Source organism: Natronococcus pandeyae, assembly GCF_008122205.1.
In the GTDB taxonomy this organism is placed as follows: domain Archaea; phylum Halobacteriota; class Halobacteria; order Halobacteriales; family Natrialbaceae; genus Natronococcus; species Natronococcus pandeyae.
Map to the genome: position 1 here is coordinate 142,662 of NZ_PHNJ01000004.1, position 18,541 is coordinate 161,202.

17 protein-coding genes are annotated in these 18,541 nt (G+C 64.9%); 5 read left to right on the forward strand and 12 right to left on the reverse strand.

The features are described 5' to 3' along the window. The first annotated feature begins 11 nt into the window (after window positions 1-11). Entirely contained in the window at window positions 12-1,595 is a 1,584-nt protein-coding gene (locus CV102_RS09590) for a S1C family serine protease (RefSeq protein ID WP_148857777.1), read from the forward strand. Window positions 1,596-1,731: 136 nt separating this feature from the next. Here CV102_RS09590 and CV102_RS09595 read toward each other — a convergent pair whose 3' ends face one another. The 3 genes from CV102_RS09595 to CV102_RS09605 all read right to left on the reverse strand — a co-directional run bounded on the left by CV102_RS09595 (window position 1,732) and on the right by CV102_RS09605 (window position 3,994). Beyond that, complete coding sequence (locus tag CV102_RS09595) at window positions 1,732-2,457, reverse strand: alanyl-tRNA editing protein (RefSeq protein ID WP_148857778.1); 726 nt, start codon at window positions 2,455-2,457, stop codon at window positions 1,732-1,734. Window positions 2,458-2,699: 242 nt separating this feature from the next. Then, window positions 2,700-3,629, reverse strand: a complete 930-nt coding sequence (locus CV102_RS09600) for a hypothetical protein (protein ID WP_148857779.1) — start codon at window positions 3,627-3,629, stop codon at window positions 2,700-2,702. Between the two features lie 83 nt (window positions 3,630-3,712). After that, on the reverse strand, window positions 3,713-3,994 hold the full coding sequence (locus CV102_RS09605) for a ubiquitin-like small modifier protein 1 (RefSeq protein WP_148857780.1): 282 nt from the start codon (window positions 3,992-3,994) through the stop codon (window positions 3,713-3,715). 266 nt (window positions 3,995-4,260) lie between these two features. Here CV102_RS09605 and CV102_RS09610 point away from each other — a divergent pair, with 266 nt between their 5' ends. Next, window positions 4,261-5,193, forward strand: a complete 933-nt coding sequence (locus CV102_RS09610) for a formyltransferase family protein (RefSeq protein WP_148857781.1) — start codon at window positions 4,261-4,263, stop codon at window positions 5,191-5,193. A 40-nt stretch (window positions 5,194-5,233) separates the two neighbouring features. On the opposite strand, the gene CV102_RS09615 is transcribed toward CV102_RS09610, so the two are convergent. After that, window positions 5,234-5,602: a hypothetical protein gene (locus CV102_RS09615; protein WP_187432912.1), complete on the reverse strand. Its 369-nt coding sequence runs from the start codon at window positions 5,600-5,602 to the stop codon at window positions 5,234-5,236. A gap of 122 nt (window positions 5,603-5,724) precedes the next feature. Between CV102_RS09615 and CV102_RS09620 the strand changes: the two genes are divergently transcribed. Continuing rightward, window positions 5,725-6,795: an alpha/beta fold hydrolase gene (locus CV102_RS09620; RefSeq protein WP_148857782.1), complete on the forward strand. Its 1,071-nt coding sequence runs from the start codon at window positions 5,725-5,727 to the stop codon at window positions 6,793-6,795. Window positions 6,796-6,837: 42 nt separating this feature from the next. Here CV102_RS09620 and CV102_RS09625 read toward each other — a convergent pair whose 3' ends face one another. From CV102_RS09625 to grpE, 8 genes are all read right to left on the reverse strand, one after another. Further along, on the reverse strand, window positions 6,838-7,689 hold the full coding sequence (locus tag CV102_RS09625) for an alpha/beta fold hydrolase (protein WP_148857783.1): 852 nt from the start codon (window positions 7,687-7,689) through the stop codon (window positions 6,838-6,840). Next, on the reverse strand, window positions 7,665-8,174 hold the full coding sequence (locus CV102_RS09630; protein WP_148857784.1) for a YciE/YciF ferroxidase family protein: 510 nt from the start codon (window positions 8,172-8,174) through the stop codon (window positions 7,665-7,667). Before CV102_RS09630 ends, CV102_RS09625 begins: the two co-directional genes overlap by 25 nt. A gap of 100 nt (window positions 8,175-8,274) precedes the next feature. Continuing rightward, window positions 8,275-8,844, reverse strand: a complete 570-nt coding sequence (locus CV102_RS09635) for an NAD(P)/FAD-dependent oxidoreductase (protein ID WP_148857785.1) — start codon at window positions 8,842-8,844, stop codon at window positions 8,275-8,277. A gap of 112 nt (window positions 8,845-8,956) precedes the next feature. Next, the gene (locus CV102_RS09640) at window positions 8,957-9,709 is read right to left on the reverse strand and encodes a hypothetical protein (RefSeq protein ID WP_148857786.1); all 753 of its coding nucleotides are present in this window, start codon (window positions 9,707-9,709) and stop codon (window positions 8,957-8,959) included. Between the two features lie 157 nt (window positions 9,710-9,866). After that, the gene (locus CV102_RS09645; protein ID WP_148857787.1) at window positions 9,867-10,997 is read right to left on the reverse strand and encodes a sugar-transfer associated ATP-grasp domain-containing protein; all 1,131 of its coding nucleotides are present in this window, start codon (window positions 10,995-10,997) and stop codon (window positions 9,867-9,869) included. 116 nt (window positions 10,998-11,113) lie between these two features. Next, on the reverse strand, window positions 11,114-12,277 hold the full coding sequence (gene dnaJ / locus CV102_RS09650) for a molecular chaperone DnaJ (protein ID WP_148857788.1): 1,164 nt from the start codon (window positions 12,275-12,277) through the stop codon (window positions 11,114-11,116). A gap of 323 nt (window positions 12,278-12,600) precedes the next feature. Beyond that, window positions 12,601-14,541, reverse strand: a complete 1,941-nt coding sequence (dnaK, locus tag CV102_RS09655) for a molecular chaperone DnaK (RefSeq protein WP_148857789.1) — start codon at window positions 14,539-14,541, stop codon at window positions 12,601-12,603. A 439-nt stretch (window positions 14,542-14,980) separates the two neighbouring features. After that, window positions 14,981-15,877 (reverse strand): nucleotide exchange factor GrpE, encoded by an 897-nt coding sequence (grpE, locus tag CV102_RS09660; protein WP_148857790.1) that lies wholly within the window; start codon window positions 15,875-15,877, stop codon window positions 14,981-14,983. A gap of 151 nt (window positions 15,878-16,028) precedes the next feature. Between grpE and CV102_RS09665 the strand changes: the two genes are divergently transcribed. Both CV102_RS09665 and CV102_RS09670 read left to right on the forward strand, forming a co-directional pair. Continuing rightward, window positions 16,029-17,495, forward strand: coding sequence for a DEAD/DEAH box helicase (locus tag CV102_RS09665; protein ID WP_148857791.1), 1,467 nt, complete (start codon window positions 16,029-16,031; stop codon window positions 17,493-17,495). Window positions 17,496-17,582: 87 nt separating this feature from the next. Then, the gene (locus CV102_RS09670; protein ID WP_148857792.1) at window positions 17,583-18,491 is read left to right on the forward strand and encodes an AEC family transporter; all 909 of its coding nucleotides are present in this window, start codon (window positions 17,583-17,585) and stop codon (window positions 18,489-18,491) included. The last annotated feature ends 50 nt before the right edge of the window (window positions 18,492-18,541 follow it).

Sequence of the window (18,541 nt, forward strand, 5' to 3'; positions counted from 1 at the left end):
AAACCGAGAGTATGACGGACGCAGGCCAACCCGATCGGACAGCATCAGACGGACGCGATGCCGCGTCGAGCTATCGGCGACACGTGTTGAGGCGGTTCGCGGTCGGTAGTACGGTCGCCGCCGCCGGCTGTCTCGGGACGACAGGCGGTCGGCGCGCCGATGGAGCCCGGACCGACGAGACGACGTTCAGGAGTGAGGACGGCAGCCAACAAGTGAGGAGCGTCGACGAGGCTCGAGAGGCGGTCGTGCGGATCAGTACGGATCGAGCGGTCGCGGAGGAGGGCGGCGAACCGATCCCCGTTTTTGGATCCGGCTTCGTGATCGATCCGTCGGGTATCGTCGTGACGAACAGCCACGTCGTGACCGGCGTCGACTCGCTCGACGTTTCCGTCGGTCGAACGCAGGCGTCGCCCGACGTAACCGTGCTCGGTGTCGCGGAGTGTGCCGATCTGGCGGTCCTCGAACTGGCGGGCGAGGAGTACGCACACCTCGCGTGGTACGGTGACCTGCCCGAACGCGGACTCGACGTGTGGGCGCTGGGCTTTCCGGACGGGGACTCGTACGCACCGACCGACGGAACGATCTCGAGGACCACCAAGACGGCGAACGCCTGGGTCGCCATCGACGCCGAGATCGAACATACGGCCGAGCTTCGCGGCGGGAACTCGGGCGGCCCGCTGGTCACCGCCGACGGCCGTGTCGTCGGCGTCAACTACGCGGCCACCAACCCGTTCGCGACGGTCGACGAGACGGAGCAGTTCGCGATCGGAGCGACGGTCGCGAGGGAGGTTGTCGAGACAGTCCGTCGCGGGACGGCGCCGACCTCGATCGGTATCCACGGCGTCGCCGTTCCTACCGACGACCGCTTCCCGGCCGGGATCCGGGTGTCGTCGGTCATGTCCGACAGTCTGGCCAGCGCCGTCGGTATTCAGCCTGGAGACGTGCTCACCGCGGTCGCGAACGCGCACGTTGGGCGAGACGGCACCGTTCGCGAGTACTGCGCCGCGTTAGACGCGGCCGATCTCACCGACGAACTACCGTTGCAGGTCTACCGCGACGGAACGCTCCTCACCGGCGCGCTCAACGGCGACGCGCTCGAGCCGGCCGTCGACCTGGCCACCCCGGTGCTCGAGCGCTCTGACGATCCGTACGCGGAGTACGCGACGGTCACCGACGAAACCGGAACGATCTGGCTCGACGTGCCGACCGAGTGGACCGACCGCACCTACGGGCGAACCGACCTCGGCCCGAGCCTGGTCGCCGCACCCGACCTCGAGCGATTCCAGGGAACGTTCCGGACGCCGGGCCTCTGGATCCTGCTCTCGTCGGCGCTCGACCGCGACGCCGAGCGGATTCTGGCCGAACTGCGGAATCAGCACTGCCCGGTCACCCAGTTGGCCCCCTACGACGACGGGCTCTATACGGGCGTCTCACAACTGCAAGGCGGCTGCGGCGATACCGGATCGGCGACCGTCACCCTCGTCGCTGAGCCGCGAGGCCGGTCGTTCGTGCTCGTGTTGTTCGTCCATCTCGTCGACGAACGCGACCGAGTTGCCCTCGACCGCATCCTGGCTGCGTTTCACCACCGAGACTGAATGAACCCCCGCGGCTAACGCCGTTCGCGGAACGCGAAGCGTTCAGACGGGTTCTGTATCGACTATCGTTCCCGTGAACGGAGGAGCGAACAATCGGTTCTGTTCCGTCCCGTTACCGCGGTGGTGACTCCGTCCGCTACGCGTCCGCGAGTTCGAATTCGATTCGGTCCACGTCTTCGCCTTTCGACGCGTGGTCCGTGACGTTCACGCGGCCGATTTCACCGAGCCGAGAGACGTGCGTGCCGCCGCACGGACACAGATCGAACCCTTCGATCTCGACGACGCGAAGCGGATCGACGGATTCGGGGATCAGATCGAGGAGCGCACGACCCTCGTCGACTGCCGCCTCGACGGTCGCCCGCGGACGGTTTTCCTTTACGACTGCGAGGTCACGGTCGATGGCCTCGTTAGAGCGACGCTCGATGCGCGCGAGATCGTCGTCGTCGAACGAGGCGGGTTCGAAGTCGATTCGCGACCGGTCGGGATAGATCCGGTTTCCGGCGGTGCGTGCGCCGTACTCCTCGAGCACGACGCGGGAAACGACGTGCTGGGCGGTGTGCATCCGGCGCAACTGACGGCGACGCGTCTCGTCGATCCGGCCCTCGACCGTCGCTCCCTCGGCAGGGAGGTCACCCTCCCGAAGGTCGATTTCGTGGCGCACCTCGCCGTGATCCTTTCTGACGTCGGTCACCTCGGCGGAACCGCCGTCCCACTCGAGGCTGCCGCAGTCGGCGGGTTGCCCGCCTCCCTCCGGATAGAAGTACGTCCCGTCGAGGATCACGCTGTCCTGGGTCGTTCCGGTGACGGTGGCGGTAAACGTCGTCACGTCGTCCGCGTCGGGAAGATAGCGGAGGTCGGTCATGGGTCGGCGTTGCACGCGGCAGTGTAAAGACGCTACCGGTCGTCCGCCGGCCGCTGTGACGCGGGTGTCCGATTTTCGGTCTGTCGGGCGGACCCCTCACTCGCGGAGGTCCAACGAGGGTGAGATGCGTTCTGTACACCGAGGGGACTGTCGCACCGGTGATAAATTATGCCAACAGCGGCGCGCGGAAGGGCACTCGGCCTGCTTTCTTCATAGATGGCCGACAGGAAGCGATAGCATCGTTACCCGGCCGAAAGCGCTTCCTCGAGCCGATCTTCGATCTCTGCCAACTCGTCGCGCAGCTCCTCGCCGTCCTCACCCTCGAGTTCGGCCAGGCGGTTCGCGAGCCCCTCGAGCCGCGAGTACTTCTCGCTCTCGTCGGTCGTCGTCTTCTGGGCGTACACCTGCTCGTCGACGTCGTACACCTCGTCCTCCTCGAGGTCTGTCACGGCCAGCACGACGTCCAGTTTGTCCCGATCGATGCCGAGCACCCACTCGCGCGGAATGCCCCGCTCGTCGAGGGCGTCGAACACGTCCTCCTCGTCTTTCGTTCGACGCCGCTCGCGCGTCGTTCGGCGAACGCTTCCGAAGTGGCCGTGAAGCTGCTGGTCGGGGCCGAGTCGCTCGAGCAGCGGCTCCCGGACCTCGCGGCGCAGTCTGTCGGCGCCGCGCTGGACGTCCGAAAGGAGCACGTACCGGTCCGTTAGCGACTCGGTGTCCAGCGACGTCGGATCGTCCATCCCGAATCGCTCGAGGTGATCGGCGAGCAACAGCGCGTCGTCGCGGACGCGCTCCGGCGGCGTCCGCGCCTCGGCAGCGGGGATCAGGTACGGACTCTCGCCGGCGGCGGCCCCCTCGGGGTCGTTCGTGATGGCGTCGTCCTCGACGGCGTACTCCGCCGACAGGGTCACCACGCTGGCGTACGGTTCGACGCTCGGCGGAAGGTCGTCGACGGGGACCGAACCGCCCGCGAGTCGCTCGAGGAAGACCTCGAACTGCTCCCGCCAGAGCGGTCGCTCCTCGCCGCTGTCGCCGAACTGGACGACGATCCGGTCGCGTTCGATCGACTCGATCCCGAACGCGCGCTCGGAGACTGGGGTCAGTAGCGCTACACCCGGCTCGAGGCGTTCACACTGTGCCTGAAGATCGTCCCAGAACGATTCAGTTTCCATACCGCACCTTCGACGCGCGCGATGAAAAATCAGGTCCACGAGGCTGCCACCGTGGGCCGTACTGAGTTGGCTCGTCCCTCCACTCACCCGCCGTACACCGATGGAACCAGTCGAATGACGGAGTCCTCCTCCAGGGGCGTCTCGAGCCCCTCGAGGTGAGTCACGTTCTTCGTATCCTTCGTGACGACCGTCCGTCCCGCGAGACCGGTTCCCTCGTCGTTCACCAGTCGACCCTCGAGTGACGGAAATTCGGCCTCGAGTTCGCGGAGTAGTTCGCCGACGGTGTCGGCCGTCGTCTCGTAATGGACCGTCTTCTCGCCGACGTCCTCTCGGAACGGGCCGAAGAACAGACACTCGATTTGCACGCCTCGAGTGTTCGTCGCGATCGATCTTATGACTTCTCCCAGGGGTACAGCACGGTTTTCTCCTCGAGTATCTGTACCCGGCGAGCACCCGCGACCGCCGACGGTTGTCGCTTCGTAGGGATCCACCACGTTCGTGATACGGTCTCCTTACCGGTGCTAGGTAGTTCGTACCGTCGAGGGCCGATTGTCGCGATACGTTCGCTCAACTACGAAACTGGGCCGCATGCAGGCGGTAACTAAGAGGGGCGACTCAGATGTTCGTTGGTATGACACGAACCGGACCGAAGCGGGTCGGTATCCTGGCCGATCCGTACCTCAACGAGTGGCAGGTGCACGCACTCGAGCGACTACAGGCCGAACGGGACGTCACGTTCCCGCTGGTCGTCAGCAACGCACAGAAGGCAGAGCGGATCGAGGAACCCGAATCGTGGAACACGCGCGATCGAATTTCCCTGGACGACGCACGGCAGTTTTTCGACCTCTGCAGGGAACAGAAGGCGTGGTCGCTCGTCCTCGCGGAGCGAAACCTCGCCAAACTGATCGACGGCGAACGACCGCTCTGGCGGCGTCACTCGATCGAGAGCATCGACTGCCTCGCCGATGCCGATCACGTTCGATGCGATCCACAGACGGACGGCGCCTGGTACGAGTTCCCCGAGGAGGTCGTCGACCGCGTCGCGGCGGAGTGTGACGTGCTGGTTCTCTTCGGCTTCGGACTCATCCGAGGGCCGATCCTCGACGCGCCGGAACACGGTGTGTTGAGCTTCCACCCCGCCGACATTCGCTCGTACCGCGGCATGGGCCCGCCGCCGATATTCCACGACGGACGACGTCGGTGCGGTGCGACGCTCCAGCGACTGAACGAGTCGATCGACGGCGGGGAAATCGTCGCGTACGACGATACCGCTATCGACGACTGCGCCACGCTGTGGGACGTGTTCGATCGAGCCGCGACACTGCAGATCGATCTTCTGACCGAAGGGGTCAGTAACCTACACGACCCGACGTTCGAACCGGCGACCGTCCCCGAAGAGGAGTTAGGGGAGATCTATTACAAGAAACGGCGACACAAACTGTCGTTTTCGGGACGGATCCTGCTAAAGAATCTCGTCGGACGGGTGCAGCGACGACTCGGGAAAAAACGCGAGTCGACCGAGACGCCGATTAGCTCGACGCCATCGTCACCGCGCGGAGACTGAGGATCGGTCCAGTCGGCTATAACCGTTCACGCCGCCGTTCTCACCCGTTTGCCTCGTCATCTTCGTCGTCCTCGCCGTTCTCGTCGTCTTCACCGTCGACACCGTTCGCCTCGTCTTCGACGTCCTCGCCGTTCTCGTCCTCTTCGAGGCCGCCGTTTTCGTTCTCATCGTCTTCGGCCGTCTCCTCCTCCGTCGGATCGTCTTCGGGATCGTCACCCTCCGGCTCCGCCGGTTCGTCGTCGGGTTCCTCCGAGTCGGGATCTTCGTCCGGTTCTTGCTCCTCGCCGGGCGTGTCATCTCCACAGCCCGCAAGCGCTGTGATCGATCCGACCGCCGCGAGGCCGGATAGTTTGATCGCGCGTCTCCGGTCGGGGTCCAGTCCGGCAGGTTCCGATGAGTCTCTCGTCATGGATTTTCATCGGCGGTTGGACACTGCTGGGTATAGCCACTGTGCTTGCAACCTACACGACACGTCACTGTGCAAGGACGCGCCTGAAGAACGACGGGCACGTCTTTGGAATCAACCACTGCATGGATCCCTGCGAGTTCTCACGCCAGGTCGCTAACCGGACTGCACGAACGCCGCGAAAGCTCGGGCAGGCGCCGTACCGGACGCTCCAGCTAACCGCCGCCGAACCGGGTGAGACGCCGTACGACGTGATCTACGAAGAGTCTCCGGTTCGACTCAGACGGTACGAACCGGAGGGAGAACAGACCCGTGACGTCCCGGTACTGATCGCCTACGCGTTCATCAACGATCCGTCGATCCTCGATTTCTCGCCGGAGCGAACCGTCGTCGGGACGTTCCTCGAGCGTGGCTTTCCCGTCTACGTCGTCGACTGGGGTGACCCCTCCCCGATCGATCGGTCACTCACTCTTGGGGACTACGTCACGCGATTTCTCGCGAACTGCGTCGACGTCGTCTGCGAGACGCACGCTACCGAGTCGGTTCACCTGCTGGGGTACTCGACTTCGGCTCCGCTTGCGGCCGCCTACGCCGCGCTGTTTCCGGATCGCGTCCGGACGCTGGTGCTGCAGGGGCCGCCGCTGGATTTCGACACCGAAGCGGGGATGGACCTGTTTCGGGCCCTCGCTGCCGAGCACGATCCCGAACAGGTCGCCGACGCCTTCGATGCCGTTCCGACGCCGCTGCTCGAGGTCGCGTTCGCGCTCCGGAAGCCGGTCGAGTACACCGTGACGACGCCGCTTCGGCTCTGGGATCAGCTGGACGACGACGAGTTCGTCGAGGAACAGGGCCGGAAACTCGAGTGGACCATGGGCGGCCCGAACCTCCCGGCGACGACGTACCGAGAGTTCGTCGAGGAGTTGCTCGTCGAGAACCGACTGCTCGAAAACGAGTGGCGGCTCTGCGGTCGTCGCGTCGACCTCTCGGCGATCGAGATGCCGGTGTTGCTCGTCCTCGGGGAGGAGGACAAGTTCGTCCCCCGTGAGGCGAGTGTGCCGTTCCTCGACGAGATCGAGAGCGACGATACGGCAATCGTCGAGCTCCCGACCGGTCACGTCGGGCTCTCGGTCGCGGAGGTAGCCCACGAACAGGGGTGGCCGCGGATCGCCGACTGGCTCGAGGAACGAAGTTCTTGAGCGCGACCGATCGCGCTCACCGCGTCCACCGTTCGGACTGCGTTACCGCTCGAGGAACGATCGCACGCGCGAGTCGAACCGCCACTTGCGCTCGTGGAACGCGCCGTGTTTCGCGCCTGCAACGAGTTCGAGTTCTCCGTTCGGTAACTCGGCGGCGGTTTTCCGTGCGAGTGGCGCCGTAAAGAACGGGTCACGCTCGCCGCCGAAGACGAGTGTCGGTTGGTCGATCGCCGCGAGTTCGTCACAGCCGTCGAACTCGAGGATGAACTCGAGGGAGCGCCAGACGTCAGCGGGGTCCGCCGGACGCGGCTGGAACATGCGTCCGGCGGTCTGGAGCACGAGAGGATAGACCATCGCGCGACCGTCGGTGAACATCGCGGTGGCGAGCTTCGATCGGATCGAGGCCCAGTCGTGCTCGCGGGCGTCGCGTTCGAACTGTCGGACGGTCGATCGCGCGTCGTCGTCGAGTCGGCAGGCGCTGTTCGCGACGACGAGTCGGTCGACCAGGTCGGGCTCCTTCCGGGCGAGCGCCTGGCCGATCAGCCCGCCCATCGAGATACCGATAACGTCGACGGCGTCGCTCGAGTCACCGATCGCCTCGAGGGCTCGCGCGTGCGTCGCGACGGCGTCGTCGGCGTCGTATCCCGCCGGAAGTCCCCGGGGGCGGCTGAGCACGTAGACCGTGTACTCGTCGAGATAGCGGGCGACGTAGGGCGCGAGCGCCATTCCCGCGAACGGCGGATAGCTACCGGCGAACATCGCGTCACCGAACCCCGGCATGATGACGAGCGATCGCGATCCGCTGCCGGTTTTGACGTACGGGTGACCGCCGGGAAGCTCCCCGGTATCGGTTCCGAGCGTCAACGGCTTCAGGAGGGTGTCAGACGATCCCATATGGATTTCATCTCCGAGGCCGTCGCCAGCGTGTCGAGTTCGCGGTAGGCCGATTTCTCCTCGTCGTAGTTCGACTCGAGTGGCTTGTGGACCTCGTCGTCGAGTTCGAGTTCGGTTGCCATCATCGACAGCCCCTCGTACGCCGTCATCTCGATCCGCTCCGTCATCATGCCCGCATTGAGGTAGACCATGTCGAGCAGGTCGTCGTCCTCGATCTGGCGTTCGTACGTCTGGCGCTCTTCCTCCAGCGCGTCGAGAACCGGGACGTCTTGGGTTTCCGGCCGCTCGCCAAGCGCATCGAACACTTCCTCGAGGCGCTGTACCTGGGTCCGGGTTTCGTCGCGATGGTCGGCGAACCCCTGGCTCATCCGATCGTTCGTCGCATTGATCGCCATCTCGTCGAGCGTCTCGACGAGTTCCTGTTCGATGTAGTACTGCTGGCGGAGTTTGTGAACGAACAGTTCGTGGAGTGTGTCGATACTCATATCATTGTGTTCACCACCGGCCACGTGGATAATCTTCTGCCCCGAACACGCAGGTTCGTCGGCCGATCCTCGGTCTGCACTCGTCCGTTGTCGCTCGTCGTTACCCCGACTCGAACCTGGGAACGTCCGCCGGCGTGTCGAAGTCGTGGAAGTGTTCGCCCTTCTCCGTGCTGAGGATGTCGAGCGCCGCCGTGGCGCCGTCGCCCGCGGCGATGACGGCCTGCCACTCTTCGGCTCGAACCATCGCGCCCGTCGCGTAGCAGTTCTCGACGCTCGTTCCCATGCTGAGGCTCACGTCGACGGTATCGCCGTCGAACGCACACCCCATCTCTTCCGCGATTGATCGATCCGCGCCAGTCGCGAGCACGACGTACGTCGCCTCGTACTCGCTGTCCATAGTCTCAATCCGGAACCCGTCGGCCGTCTCCTCGACGTCGGTCACTTCTTCGTTCATATGCAGGTCAGCGCCGCGGTCCTGGATCTGCCCTCGGGCGAGGGTCAGGAACTCGTCGCCGCTGATGCTTCGAATGCCGAGGTAGTTGAACAGGTGAGCCTTGTGCATCCACGTCTCGTCGGTGTCGAAGACGACGGTCTCGAGGCCGTTCTTCGCGGTGAACAGTGCTGCACTCAACCCGGCGGTTCCGCCGCCGACGATGGCAACGTCTGGCATACCGGAAGCCACCACGAGAGCCGTGGTAAACGATTCTGTCGTCAGAACAGACGTTTCTCGAGCAAAACAGCTCTCCCCCACGGACGACGCAAGTTCGAGGTCCCCGCCCGTTTCAGAGATCGACGGCGTTCAGATCGATTCGGTCCGGTTCGGGAACCGGTTCGCTCGAGACGGCGATCTCGCCTCGTCCGTCGCCGTCCTCGGTTACTACGTCTTCGTCCGCGTGCTCGCCCTCAGTGAGGACGATGACACTCTCGGCGAGCAACGGCGCGATCACGCCGGCGACCACGGCCCGCGGGTCCGAGAGCGACGCTCTGACGACGACGCGGTCTCCCGTCTCGAGTCCGTGCGCGTCGACTACTTCGCGGGCCGCCTCGAGCGCCTCCTCGTGAGTCACCCACCGGTTGCCGTCGGTCAGGAGCGCCGTCTCGGGATCGATCGAGAGCGGTGGGAACGACGGATTCTCGCTCCAGAGGCCGGCGTCGAAGTGATGCACGCCGGGTTCGTCGGGATCGTCACCGTAGCAGACTCGCTGTGCCCCGGGCGGCAGCTCGTACGATCCGATGTCCTCGGTCGGTGCGACGAGGGTTCGGAAGTCGGCGTCGTCAGTGAGATCCGTCGGCGGATCGAACCGCGTGGTGCCCTCGAGCAACGTCGTTCCGAAAAATGCGAGCAGTGCGAGCGGGCCGCTGCCGACGACCCCGACGGTGACACCCTCCCGAACGCCCGAGTGGCGGAGGAAGTTGCCGGCCTTCCAGGAGGTCGTACAGAGCCAGTGGACGTCGAACTCGCGGCCGGTCGCGTCGACCAACGCCGTCCGGTCGTCGCGTCGATCGCGCGTCAGTAGACCGTCGACCGTCTCCATACGAGGAGATTCGTGCACTGACTCAAAAGTCCGCCGAGTTCGTCGTCGAGATCACCCCGCCCCGTCGTCGGTGGCGACATTTCGAACCGTCCGTCGCGCCTCCCCCTCGACTCGTCGAGGCCGTGGATTTTCTGACGGGGGAGGGTGACGTCGCCGATCAGACGACGTCGTGTCGCTGGTAAAATCGCCGGGTCCGATCGTCGGCCAGGAGCGGGCGGTGGACCTGCATCGCGGCGACGCCCGTCCGGCTGTTCCCCTCGATGATCTTGAATTCGCCGTCGCCCGTGACGACGATGTCCCAGCCGACGTAGGGCATGTGTGAGAGCGTGTTGGCGATCTCGAGCAGTTTGTCACGGATCTCTTCCCAGCCGGGAATCTCGGTTCCCTCGATACGAGCGCCCGTTTCGGGATGCGTTTCGTGCCAGCTAACGGAGTCCTCGTGGTAGTAGTGCGCACCGGCGCTGAGTTCTCCAGCTTCTCGGTCGACTTCCGCGCTCAACCCACCCTTCGAAAAGTTGTCCACGGGGACGGAGTTGCTGGTGCCGATTCGCTGGACTGCGATCGGAATGAACGCCTCCTGTGCAGTCTCGTCGTACATCGTGAGAACCCGGATCGTGTTTACCGTGTCGGGATACAACTCGTCGGCGTACTCGTCCTGTTCGACGAACTCACAGACGAGATAGTCCTCGAGATCCGCGAGCGCCTCGGCGAGTTCGGCGTCACTCACCGGCGTGCCGTCGTACAGGTATCGTCCGTCCTCGCGCTCGAGAAAGTGAACGTTGTTTCCGCCGCCGCCGCTGAACCACTTCAGCACGAGGCGATCTCCGTCCGAGAGGGTCCCGTCGAGCCACTCGACCGGATCCACAGACGGCCGCGAGGACTCGGGGTCGGACGGATGTTCGAGTTCGATACCGCCGTCACTCGCGATCGCTCCGTCGTCGTCCGACTCGAACACGTGGAACTGACCGTCCTTGAGCAGCCCGTACACCGTCGACCGGTAGGACGGGAACTCGCGGAGGATCTGGTGAAAGGCGAGTTTGTTGTCGATCAGCGCGCCCCAGTGGCCGTTGATCCGACCCGAGCGGATGTACCGCTGATAATCGTCGAGATACGTCGTCGGCTCGTAAGTGTCGAAATCGTAGAGCACACCCGACTTGCTCAAAAACCGCCGTCTGTAGAGCCAGAGACGCTCTCTGGGCGTGAAGTCGAACATCTGCCCGTCCTGTCGCTCGTCGCGGACCAGATTGCGCACCCGGTTTGCGGTCTGATATGCCTCGCGGATGTTCATCGAGGACAGCTATCAGCCGTTACCATATACTTATACACTGGGTAGCGACCGTGGTTACACGATCGAAACAGTCCGTCGTTACCCCCTTACCGCCGCGTCGCGATGTTGGGAAGTTGTTAAAACGCTCGCTTGATTCTCTCGAAGAAGCCGTCGTTGACGTCGATCTCGTCGCCGCCGGCCTCGGCGAAGGCCTCGAGCGCCTCGCGTTGCTCCTCGTTGAGCGAGTCGGGCGTCACGATCTGGACCTTTACGTAGAGGTTGCCCTGTCCGCGGCCGCGAAGACGCGGCATCCCTTTCCCCTTGAGTCGGAACGTTTCGCCGCTCTGGGTCCCGTCCGGAACCTCGAACTCGACGCTCCCCTCGAGGGTCGGCACCTCGACCGTGTCCCCGAACGTCGCCTGCGGGAACGAGATGGGGAGTCGGTAGCGCAGATCGTCGCCTTCCCGCTCGAACTGCTCGTGCTCGGCGATGGCGACGTCGATCAGCAGGTCGCCGCGGGGACCACCCTCGGGGCTCGGCGCCCCCTCGCGCTCCATGCGAAGCGTCTGCCCGTCCTGAATTCCCGCCGGCACTTCGACCGTGAGCGTCGCCTCGCCGCGGACGTAGCCCTCGCCGCGACACTCGCCGCAGGTTTCGGAGTACAGCGTCCCCTCGCCCTCACAGCGGGGACAGGACGTCGTCTGCTGGACGCGCCCGAGCGGCGTCTGCTGAACCTGGGTCACCTGCCCGCGACCCTGACACTCCGGGCAGGTCTGGGCGTCCGCCTCCGGCGGATGACCCTCGCCGTCACAGACGTCACACTCCTCCGGCCGCTCGACCGTGAACTGCTTCTCGACACCTTCGTAGGCCTCCTCGAGCGTGATCTCGAGTCCGGTTCGCAGGTCGCGACCCTTCCGCGGCCGCCGTCGACCGCGGCCGCCACCGCCGCCGAAGACCTGTTCGAAGATGTCGCCGAGACCGCCGCCACCCATCCCGCCGCCACCGCCCATCCCGCCGAACGGGCCGCCACCCATCCCGCCGGGACCGGCGTCGCTGGCGTCGTAGCCGTGCTTTTCGGCCTGCTCGTAGCGGTCGTGTCCCATCTGATCGTAGGCGTCGCGCTTCTCCTCGTCCGTGAGGACCTGCTTCGCCTTCTGGATCTTCTTGAATTTCTCCTCGGCGTCAGGATCGTCGCTGACGTCCGGATGGTACTCGGTGGCCTTCTTCCGGTACGCCTGCTTGATCTCCTCGGCAGAGGCGTCGCGACTCACGCCGAGAACGTCGTAGAAGTCCTCGCTCATTCGTTGTTCCACCGGTACTCGGTTGAGACACTTGAAACGACCGTTCCGAAGTTTTTCCGCCTCGGGTTCGCTCGCGTTGCTCGCTCACCTCTCTCTGCTCACGGGCACGAAGTGCCCTCTGCTCACGGACGCATAGCGTCCGTTCGCACGGTATGCGAGACTTCGGTCTCGCACTATTCGCACGGCTCGCGGGACCTTTGATCCCGCGCTGGGCGCAAAAACTTCGATGAAAAATCCGCTCGCTCCCGCTGGTCGCTCGCGGGTGCAGCGCTTGCGACTCGACCGCAGCGGTTAGTTGACGACGAAGAAAACGACCCCTCGCGTTACTCGTCGTCGTCTTCGTCGACGTCCTCGAAGTCGGCGTCGACGAACTCCTCGTCCTCGCCGTCAGCAGCCGCACCGCCCGGACCCGGGTTCGGGCCGCCGCCCATGCCGCCCATTCCGCCGGGGCCGGCACCGGCCGCACCGCCTGCGGCGCCACCAGCACCTGCAGCGCCGCCGGCACCTGCGGCGCCGGCTTCCTGCTGGTACATCTGCTTGCCGATCTCCTGAAGCTCCGTGCTCAGGGTCTCGGTCGCCTCCTCGATGTCCTCGGCGTCGGCATCGTCGTCGTCGATCGTCTCCTCTAAGTCCTCGACGGCCGATTCGATGTCCGCGCGCAGGTCGTCGTCGACCTCCTCTTCGTTCTCCTCGAGCAGCGTCTCGGCGCGCTGGATCGTCGCCTCGGCGGTGTTGCGCGCCTCGATGCGCTGGCGCTTCTTCTCGTCTTCCTCGGCGTGTTTCTCGGCTTCCTCCTGCATCTGCTCGATCTCGTCGTCGGAGAGGCCGGCACCACCCTCGATGGTGATCTCCTCGCTGGTACCGGTGCCCTTGTCCTCGGCGGAGACGTTGACGATCCCGTTCTCGTCGATGGAGAACGTGACCTCGATCTGGGGCGTTCCGGCGGGGGCCGGCGGGATGCCGCTCAGGTGGAACTCGCCCAGCATCTCGTTCTTTTCGGCGAGTTCGCGCTCGCCCTGGAAGACCCGGACCTGCACCGAGGTCTGGTTGTCCGCCGCGGTGGTGAAGATCTTCGACTCCTCGGTCGGAATCGTCGTGTTCTTCTCGATGAGTCGCTCGAAGAGGCCGCCCTTGACCTCGATACCGAGCGAGAGCGGCGTGACGTCGAGCAGCACGATGTCGTCGACCTCGCCGCCGAGAACGCCGCCCTGGATCGCCGCGCCGAGCGCGACGGCCTCGTCGGGGTTGACGTTCTTCTGGGGCTCCTGACCCGTCAGCTCCTCGACCTTCTCCGCGACCTGGGGCATCCGGGTCGAACCGCCGACCAGGAGAACCTCGTCGATGTCGTCCTTCTCGTAGCCGGCGTCCTCGAGCGCCTGCTCGGTTGGCTCGACCGTGCGCTCGATCAGGTCCTGGGTTAGCGACTCGAACTTGGCCCGCGTCATGGACTCCTCGAGGTGGATCGGACCGTCGTCGGTCGCCGTGATGAACGGCAGGTTGATCTCGGTCTCCTTGCGCGAGGAGAGTTCGATCTTGGCTTCCTCGGCCGCGTCTTTCAGGCGCTGGAGCGCCTGCCGGTCCTCGCGGAGATCGACGCCGTGTTCGGCCTCGAACTCCTCGGCGAGGTAATCCATGATCGCCTCGTCCCAGTCGTCGCCACCGAGGTCGTTGTCACCGTTGGTTGCGACGACCTCGTAGACGCCGCCGCCGAGATCGAGAAGAGAGACGTCGAAAGTACCGCCACCGAGGTCGTAGACGAGCACGGTCTGGTCGGACTCGTCGTCGAGGCCGTAGGCCATCGACGCAGCCGTCGGCTCGTTGACGATGCGCTCGACCTCGAAGCCGGCGATCTCGCCGGCGTCTTTGGTCGCCTGGCGCTGTTTGTCGTTGAAGTAGGCGGGAACCGTAATGACGGCCTTTTCGACGTCGTCGCCGAGATACTCCTCGGCGTCGTGTTTGATCTTCTGGAGGATCATCGCCGAGATCTCTTCGGGCGTGTACTCCTCGCCCTCGATCTCGACCGCATAATCGTCCTCGCCCATGTGGCGCTTGATCGACTGAATCGTCCGATCGGGGTTCTGAACAGCCTGGTTCTTGGCGGGTTTGCCGACGAGCCGTTCGTCGTCGTCGGTGAACGCGACGACGGAGGGTGTCGTCCGTTCGCCTTCGCCGTTGACGATGATCTCCGGATCGCCACCTTCCATCACCGCGAACGCGCTGTTCGTCGTCCCAAGGTCGACTCCGAGAATCTTGTTGCTCGCCATCACGAGAGGGGTTGTGCTCACTTTGGTTTAAAGCTTGTCACAGAAGATCGGCGCACTTTGGATTATAGAATTTAACGTCTTAGGATGTCGGAGAGGGTCCCCTGTCGGTTCTGAGGGGATTTCGATTTCTGGCGTCGACAGTTCAAATCCGTTCTCCCGTTCGCTCGAGTTCGCTCCAGCGGTCGGTAGCCACTCGCCGGCGCGAGACCAGTGATGACGGAACCGACTGACAGTGACGGCGGGACCAACTGATGGTGACGATAGGACCAACTACAGGTGGGCGCACCTGCATGTGGAGTGACCGCTAGAGAACCGTGGTCACTTCTGGAAAACCGTGGTCACTGTTGGTGTACTGTAGAACACCGCCGGAGAACTGTGCTCGCTATGGAAACGAGACTGCGTCGACAGTGGTCCGGAACGGGGGTTCCGCTTCGAAAACTTACTCGGCGTCGGTCGTCTCGGATCCGTCGTCTGCCGATCCGTTCTCCGAATCGGACGCTTCGTCTTCACCGGTCGCCTCGAGGGTGCCGTTGGAGACGGTCACCTGGGCGTTCTGGATCACTTTCTCACCCATCTCGTAGCCGGGCGTGTAGACGTCGGCGACCGACCCTTCGGGCTCGGAGCTGTCGACCTGCATCATCACTTCGTGGCGCTGGGGATCGACCTCGGTCCCCGGGTCGGGAGTGATCTCCGAGACGTTCTCGTCCTCGAGCACGCGGTCGAACTCCCGGAGCGTCATCTCGACGCCGTCGCGCAGGCTCTCGGCGTCGCCGCTCTCTTCCTCGAGGGCGCGTTTCAGGTTGTCACGAACGCCGACGAGTCGCTCGACGAGGTCCTCCGTCGCGCGGTCTTTCATCTGCTGTTGACGCTTTTTGGCGCGTTTCTTGTAGTTCTGGAAGTCGGCCTGCTTGCGCTTGAGGCGGTTCTTCAGGTCGTCGACCTCGGCTTCGGACTCCTCGAGTTCGGTCCGAAGTTCGTCAATCGTTTCGGCCTGTTCCTCGACTCGTTCGTCGAGATCCTCGAGTTCCTCGCGCTGCTGGGCGACGGTCTCGTTGAGCTGGCGCGCTTCGTCGACGATCCCGTTCACCTGGTGGGCGAGGTCGTCGTCGTGCTCGGTGATCCGGTCCAAGAGTTCCTGGACGTCCTCGCTCGTTTCGGGAACCGCCGTCTCGTCCTGGCTCGCGTCCGACTCGGCGGCCGTCGACTCGGCCGCTGATTCCGACTCCGATTCCCCTGTCGTCCCCTCGGCCTCGACGTCGGCCGGTTCGCCGTCGTCGGATCGGTCCTCGGACGGGACACCCTGGGCGGACGCGTTCGTGCCCTCGTCTTCGCTCATGTCCCAGTCAACGAACAGCGGTAATAAAAGGGTTGAGGTCCACCCTCGCTGCGGAATCGATCCGACGAGGGAGACGATCGGCCGTCGCTGTCCGTGGGAATCGCCGAAATCGGCCGGCGACTCCATCTCGCCGATCCACGGCCGACAGTATATGTGGGTCCCGTGCGGAGTACCGGGCGTGACGTCGCCAGAGACGAGGGGTGATCCCGCGGTCGAACTCCGGTACGAGGACGGGACCGTCCGCCTCGACGGGCTCGAGTCCGCACTCGCGTCGACGATCCGAGAGCGAGTCCCCGAACTCGAGCCCGATCCACGGACGGACGGCTGGCGAGTGCCCGCGTTTCGCTACGCGGCCTGCCGTGTGGCGCTCTCTCAGCACGGTGTCGCCTTCGAGGATCGCGTGCTCGACGCCGAACCACTCTCGGACCTTCGGTCCGCGTACGAACTCCGCGAGTACCAGCGCGAGGCGCTCTCGGCGTGGCTCGAGACCGATCGGTGGAGCGACATCGACCGCGACGGAACGACACCCGCTGAGCGCGCTCCCGCGGGCATCCTCGAACTCCCCACGGGGAGCGGGAAGACCGTCATCGCGCTGAAGGCGATCGAACGCCTCGCCGTGCCGACGCTCGTGGTCGTTCCGACGATCGATCTGCTCGAGCAGTGGCAGCGGGAACTCGAGCGCGAGTTCGGGTGCGAGATCGGCCGCTTCGGCGGCGGCGAGCAGCGACTCGAGCCGATCACGGTGTCGACGTACGACTCGGCGTACCTCAAAGCCGACTCGGTGGGCGACCGCTTCGGACTCGTCGTCTTCGACGAGGTCCACCACCTCGGCGGCGAGGGGTACCGCGAGATTGCGCGCCTGCTCGCCGCTCCCGCACGGCTGGGGCTCACCGCGACGTTCGAACGTCCCGACGGTGCTCACGAGGTAATCGAAACGATCGTCGGCCCGCGCGTCTACCGCATCGCGCCCGACGAACTGGCGGGCGACCACCTGGCCCCCTACGACGTGAAGCGACTCGAGGTGTCGCTCACCCCGGACGAACGCGAGGCGTACGACCGGAATCAGGAGGTCTTCGCGGACTACCTCGCGAGGTCCAACATCCAGTTTTCGAGCGGCTCGGACTACCAGGAACTCGTCAAGCGCTCGGGCTCGGATCCCGAGGCCCGCGAGGCGCTGCTCGCGCGCCAGCGTGCCCGCGAGATCGTCTACGGCAGTCGGGCCAAGGTCGACGCGCTCGAGGAGATCCTCGACGACCACCGCGACGAGCGGATCATCGTCTTCACGGCGTACAACGACCTCGCGTACGACGTCAGCGAGCGATTCCTCGTCCCGACGATCACCCATCAGACGGGTGCCGCGGAACGGCGGGAGATCCTGGAGCGCTTCCGCGAGGGAACGTACACCCGAATCGGAACGTCGAACGTTCTCGACGAGGGGGTCGACGTCCCCGACGCGAACGTCGCGGTGGTGCTCTCGGGAAGCGGCAGCGAGCGGGAGTTCACCCAGCGACTCGGACGCATTCTGCGGCCGAAGGAAGACGGAAGTCGAGCGATGTTGTACGAGATCGTCGCCGCGGACACCAGCGAAGAGCGGACGGCGAACCGCAGGCGGGACTAACTGCTGGCGAACCGTTCTACCGTCGTCGCCACCACGCCGTCATAGCCAGCCCCACGGTAGAAAAGTCCGAGTCGACTCCGGACGAACATGGAGATTCTCGTCCGGTTGCTGGCGTTGCTCGTCGTCCTCCTCGTCGGGACCGGGCTCCGAGCATCCGGTATTCTCGACGCTGGACGGACCGACAAACTGAATGCCGTCGCCTACTACGTCGCGCTCCCGGCGCTCATCTTCGTCTCCACCTACGATCAGGCGATCGGCGAGTTGCTGTCGCTGGCGCTGGTCGGGGGGTTGCTGCTCGTGCTGTTCACGACGGCGGGACTCGCGTGGGTCGTCCACCGTAATCAGGAGACGAGCGGCCGACAGAGCGTCGCGATCGTTCAGTCGTACCACTCGAACCTGGGCTATCTCGGACTGCCCCTGGTTGCGGCGACGTTCGCCGACCACGTAACCGCGATCGCGAGCGTGATTCTCGGGGTCGTGACCCTCGTACAGGTGCCGCTGACGATTCTCGTCCTGTCGACGGTCAACGGCGCCGACGCGGAACTCGCCGAGGAGATACGCGGGCTGGCGGCGAACCCCGTTTTGCTGTCGCTGATCGCCGGCCTCGCGATCGGATCGATCGGCGTCACGTTCCCGGGAGCCGTCGTGCTCGGCCTCGACGCCGTCGGATCGCTCGCGCTCCCGCTTGCCCTCCTCTGCGTGGGCGCATCACTCGAGATCGACCTCCCGTCGGTCGACTACGGCGCGACCGGCTCCGTCGTCGCGCTGAAGATCGTCGCCATGCCCGTGCTCGCGTGGATCGTCTTCTCGGCGCTGGCCGTCGACACCGCGACGTTCGTCGCCTCCGTCGTAATGCTAGGGACGCCGACCGCCGTCTCGACGTACGTTTTCGCCGCCGAACTCGAGGGCGACGAGGAGTTCGCGTCGCTGAACGTCTTCGCCACGACGCTGGTCTCGATCGTGACGCTGTTCGTCCTGATCACGTTGATCACGTGAGCGCTCGCGGATGCACTCGTCCTTCGCGGGCGAGCTACTCGGACGCAGCT

What these genes read in the sequence shown, in the direction of transcription:
- CV102_RS09590 (WP_148857777.1), top strand. Translation starts at nt 12, where the DNA reads ATGACGGACGCAGGCCAACCCGATCGGACAGCATCAGACGGACGCGAT.
- CV102_RS09595 (WP_148857778.1), bottom strand. Translation starts at nt 2,457, where the DNA reads ATGACCGACCTCCGCTATCTTCCCGACGCGGACGACGTGACGACGTTT.
- CV102_RS09600 (WP_148857779.1), bottom strand. Translation starts at nt 3,629, where the DNA reads ATGGAAACTGAATCGTTCTGGGACGATCTTCAGGCACAGTGTGAACGC.
- CV102_RS09610 (WP_148857781.1), top strand. Translation starts at nt 4,261, where the DNA reads ATGACACGAACCGGACCGAAGCGGGTCGGTATCCTGGCCGATCCGTAC.
- CV102_RS09615 (WP_187432912.1), bottom strand. Translation starts at nt 5,602, where the DNA reads ATGACGAGAGACTCATCGGAACCTGCCGGACTGGACCCCGACCGGAGA.
- CV102_RS09620 (WP_148857782.1), top strand. Translation starts at nt 5,725, where the DNA reads ATGGATCCCTGCGAGTTCTCACGCCAGGTCGCTAACCGGACTGCACGA.
- CV102_RS09625 (WP_148857783.1), bottom strand. Translation starts at nt 7,689, where the DNA reads ATGGGATCGTCTGACACCCTCCTGAAGCCGTTGACGCTCGGAACCGAT.
- CV102_RS09630 (WP_148857784.1), bottom strand. Translation starts at nt 8,174, where the DNA reads ATGAGTATCGACACACTCCACGAACTGTTCGTTCACAAACTCCGCCAG.
- CV102_RS09635 (WP_148857785.1), bottom strand. Translation starts at nt 8,844, where the DNA reads ATGCCAGACGTTGCCATCGTCGGCGGCGGAACCGCCGGGTTGAGTGCA.
- CV102_RS09640 (WP_148857786.1), bottom strand. Translation starts at nt 9,709, where the DNA reads ATGGAGACGGTCGACGGTCTACTGACGCGCGATCGACGCGACGACCGG.
- CV102_RS09645 (WP_148857787.1), bottom strand. Translation starts at nt 10,997, where the DNA reads ATGAACATCCGCGAGGCATATCAGACCGCAAACCGGGTGCGCAATCTG.
- dnaJ (WP_148857788.1), bottom strand. Translation starts at nt 12,277, where the DNA reads ATGAGCGAGGACTTCTACGACGTTCTCGGCGTGAGTCGCGACGCCTCT.
- dnaK (WP_148857789.1), bottom strand. Translation starts at nt 14,541, where the DNA reads ATGGCGAGCAACAAGATTCTCGGAGTCGACCTTGGGACGACGAACAGC.
- grpE (WP_148857790.1), bottom strand. Translation starts at nt 15,877, where the DNA reads ATGAGCGAAGACGAGGGCACGAACGCGTCCGCCCAGGGTGTCCCGTCC.
- CV102_RS09665 (WP_148857791.1), top strand. Translation starts at nt 16,029, where the DNA reads ATGTGGGTCCCGTGCGGAGTACCGGGCGTGACGTCGCCAGAGACGAGG.
- CV102_RS09670 (WP_148857792.1), top strand. Translation starts at nt 17,583, where the DNA reads ATGGAGATTCTCGTCCGGTTGCTGGCGTTGCTCGTCGTCCTCCTCGTC.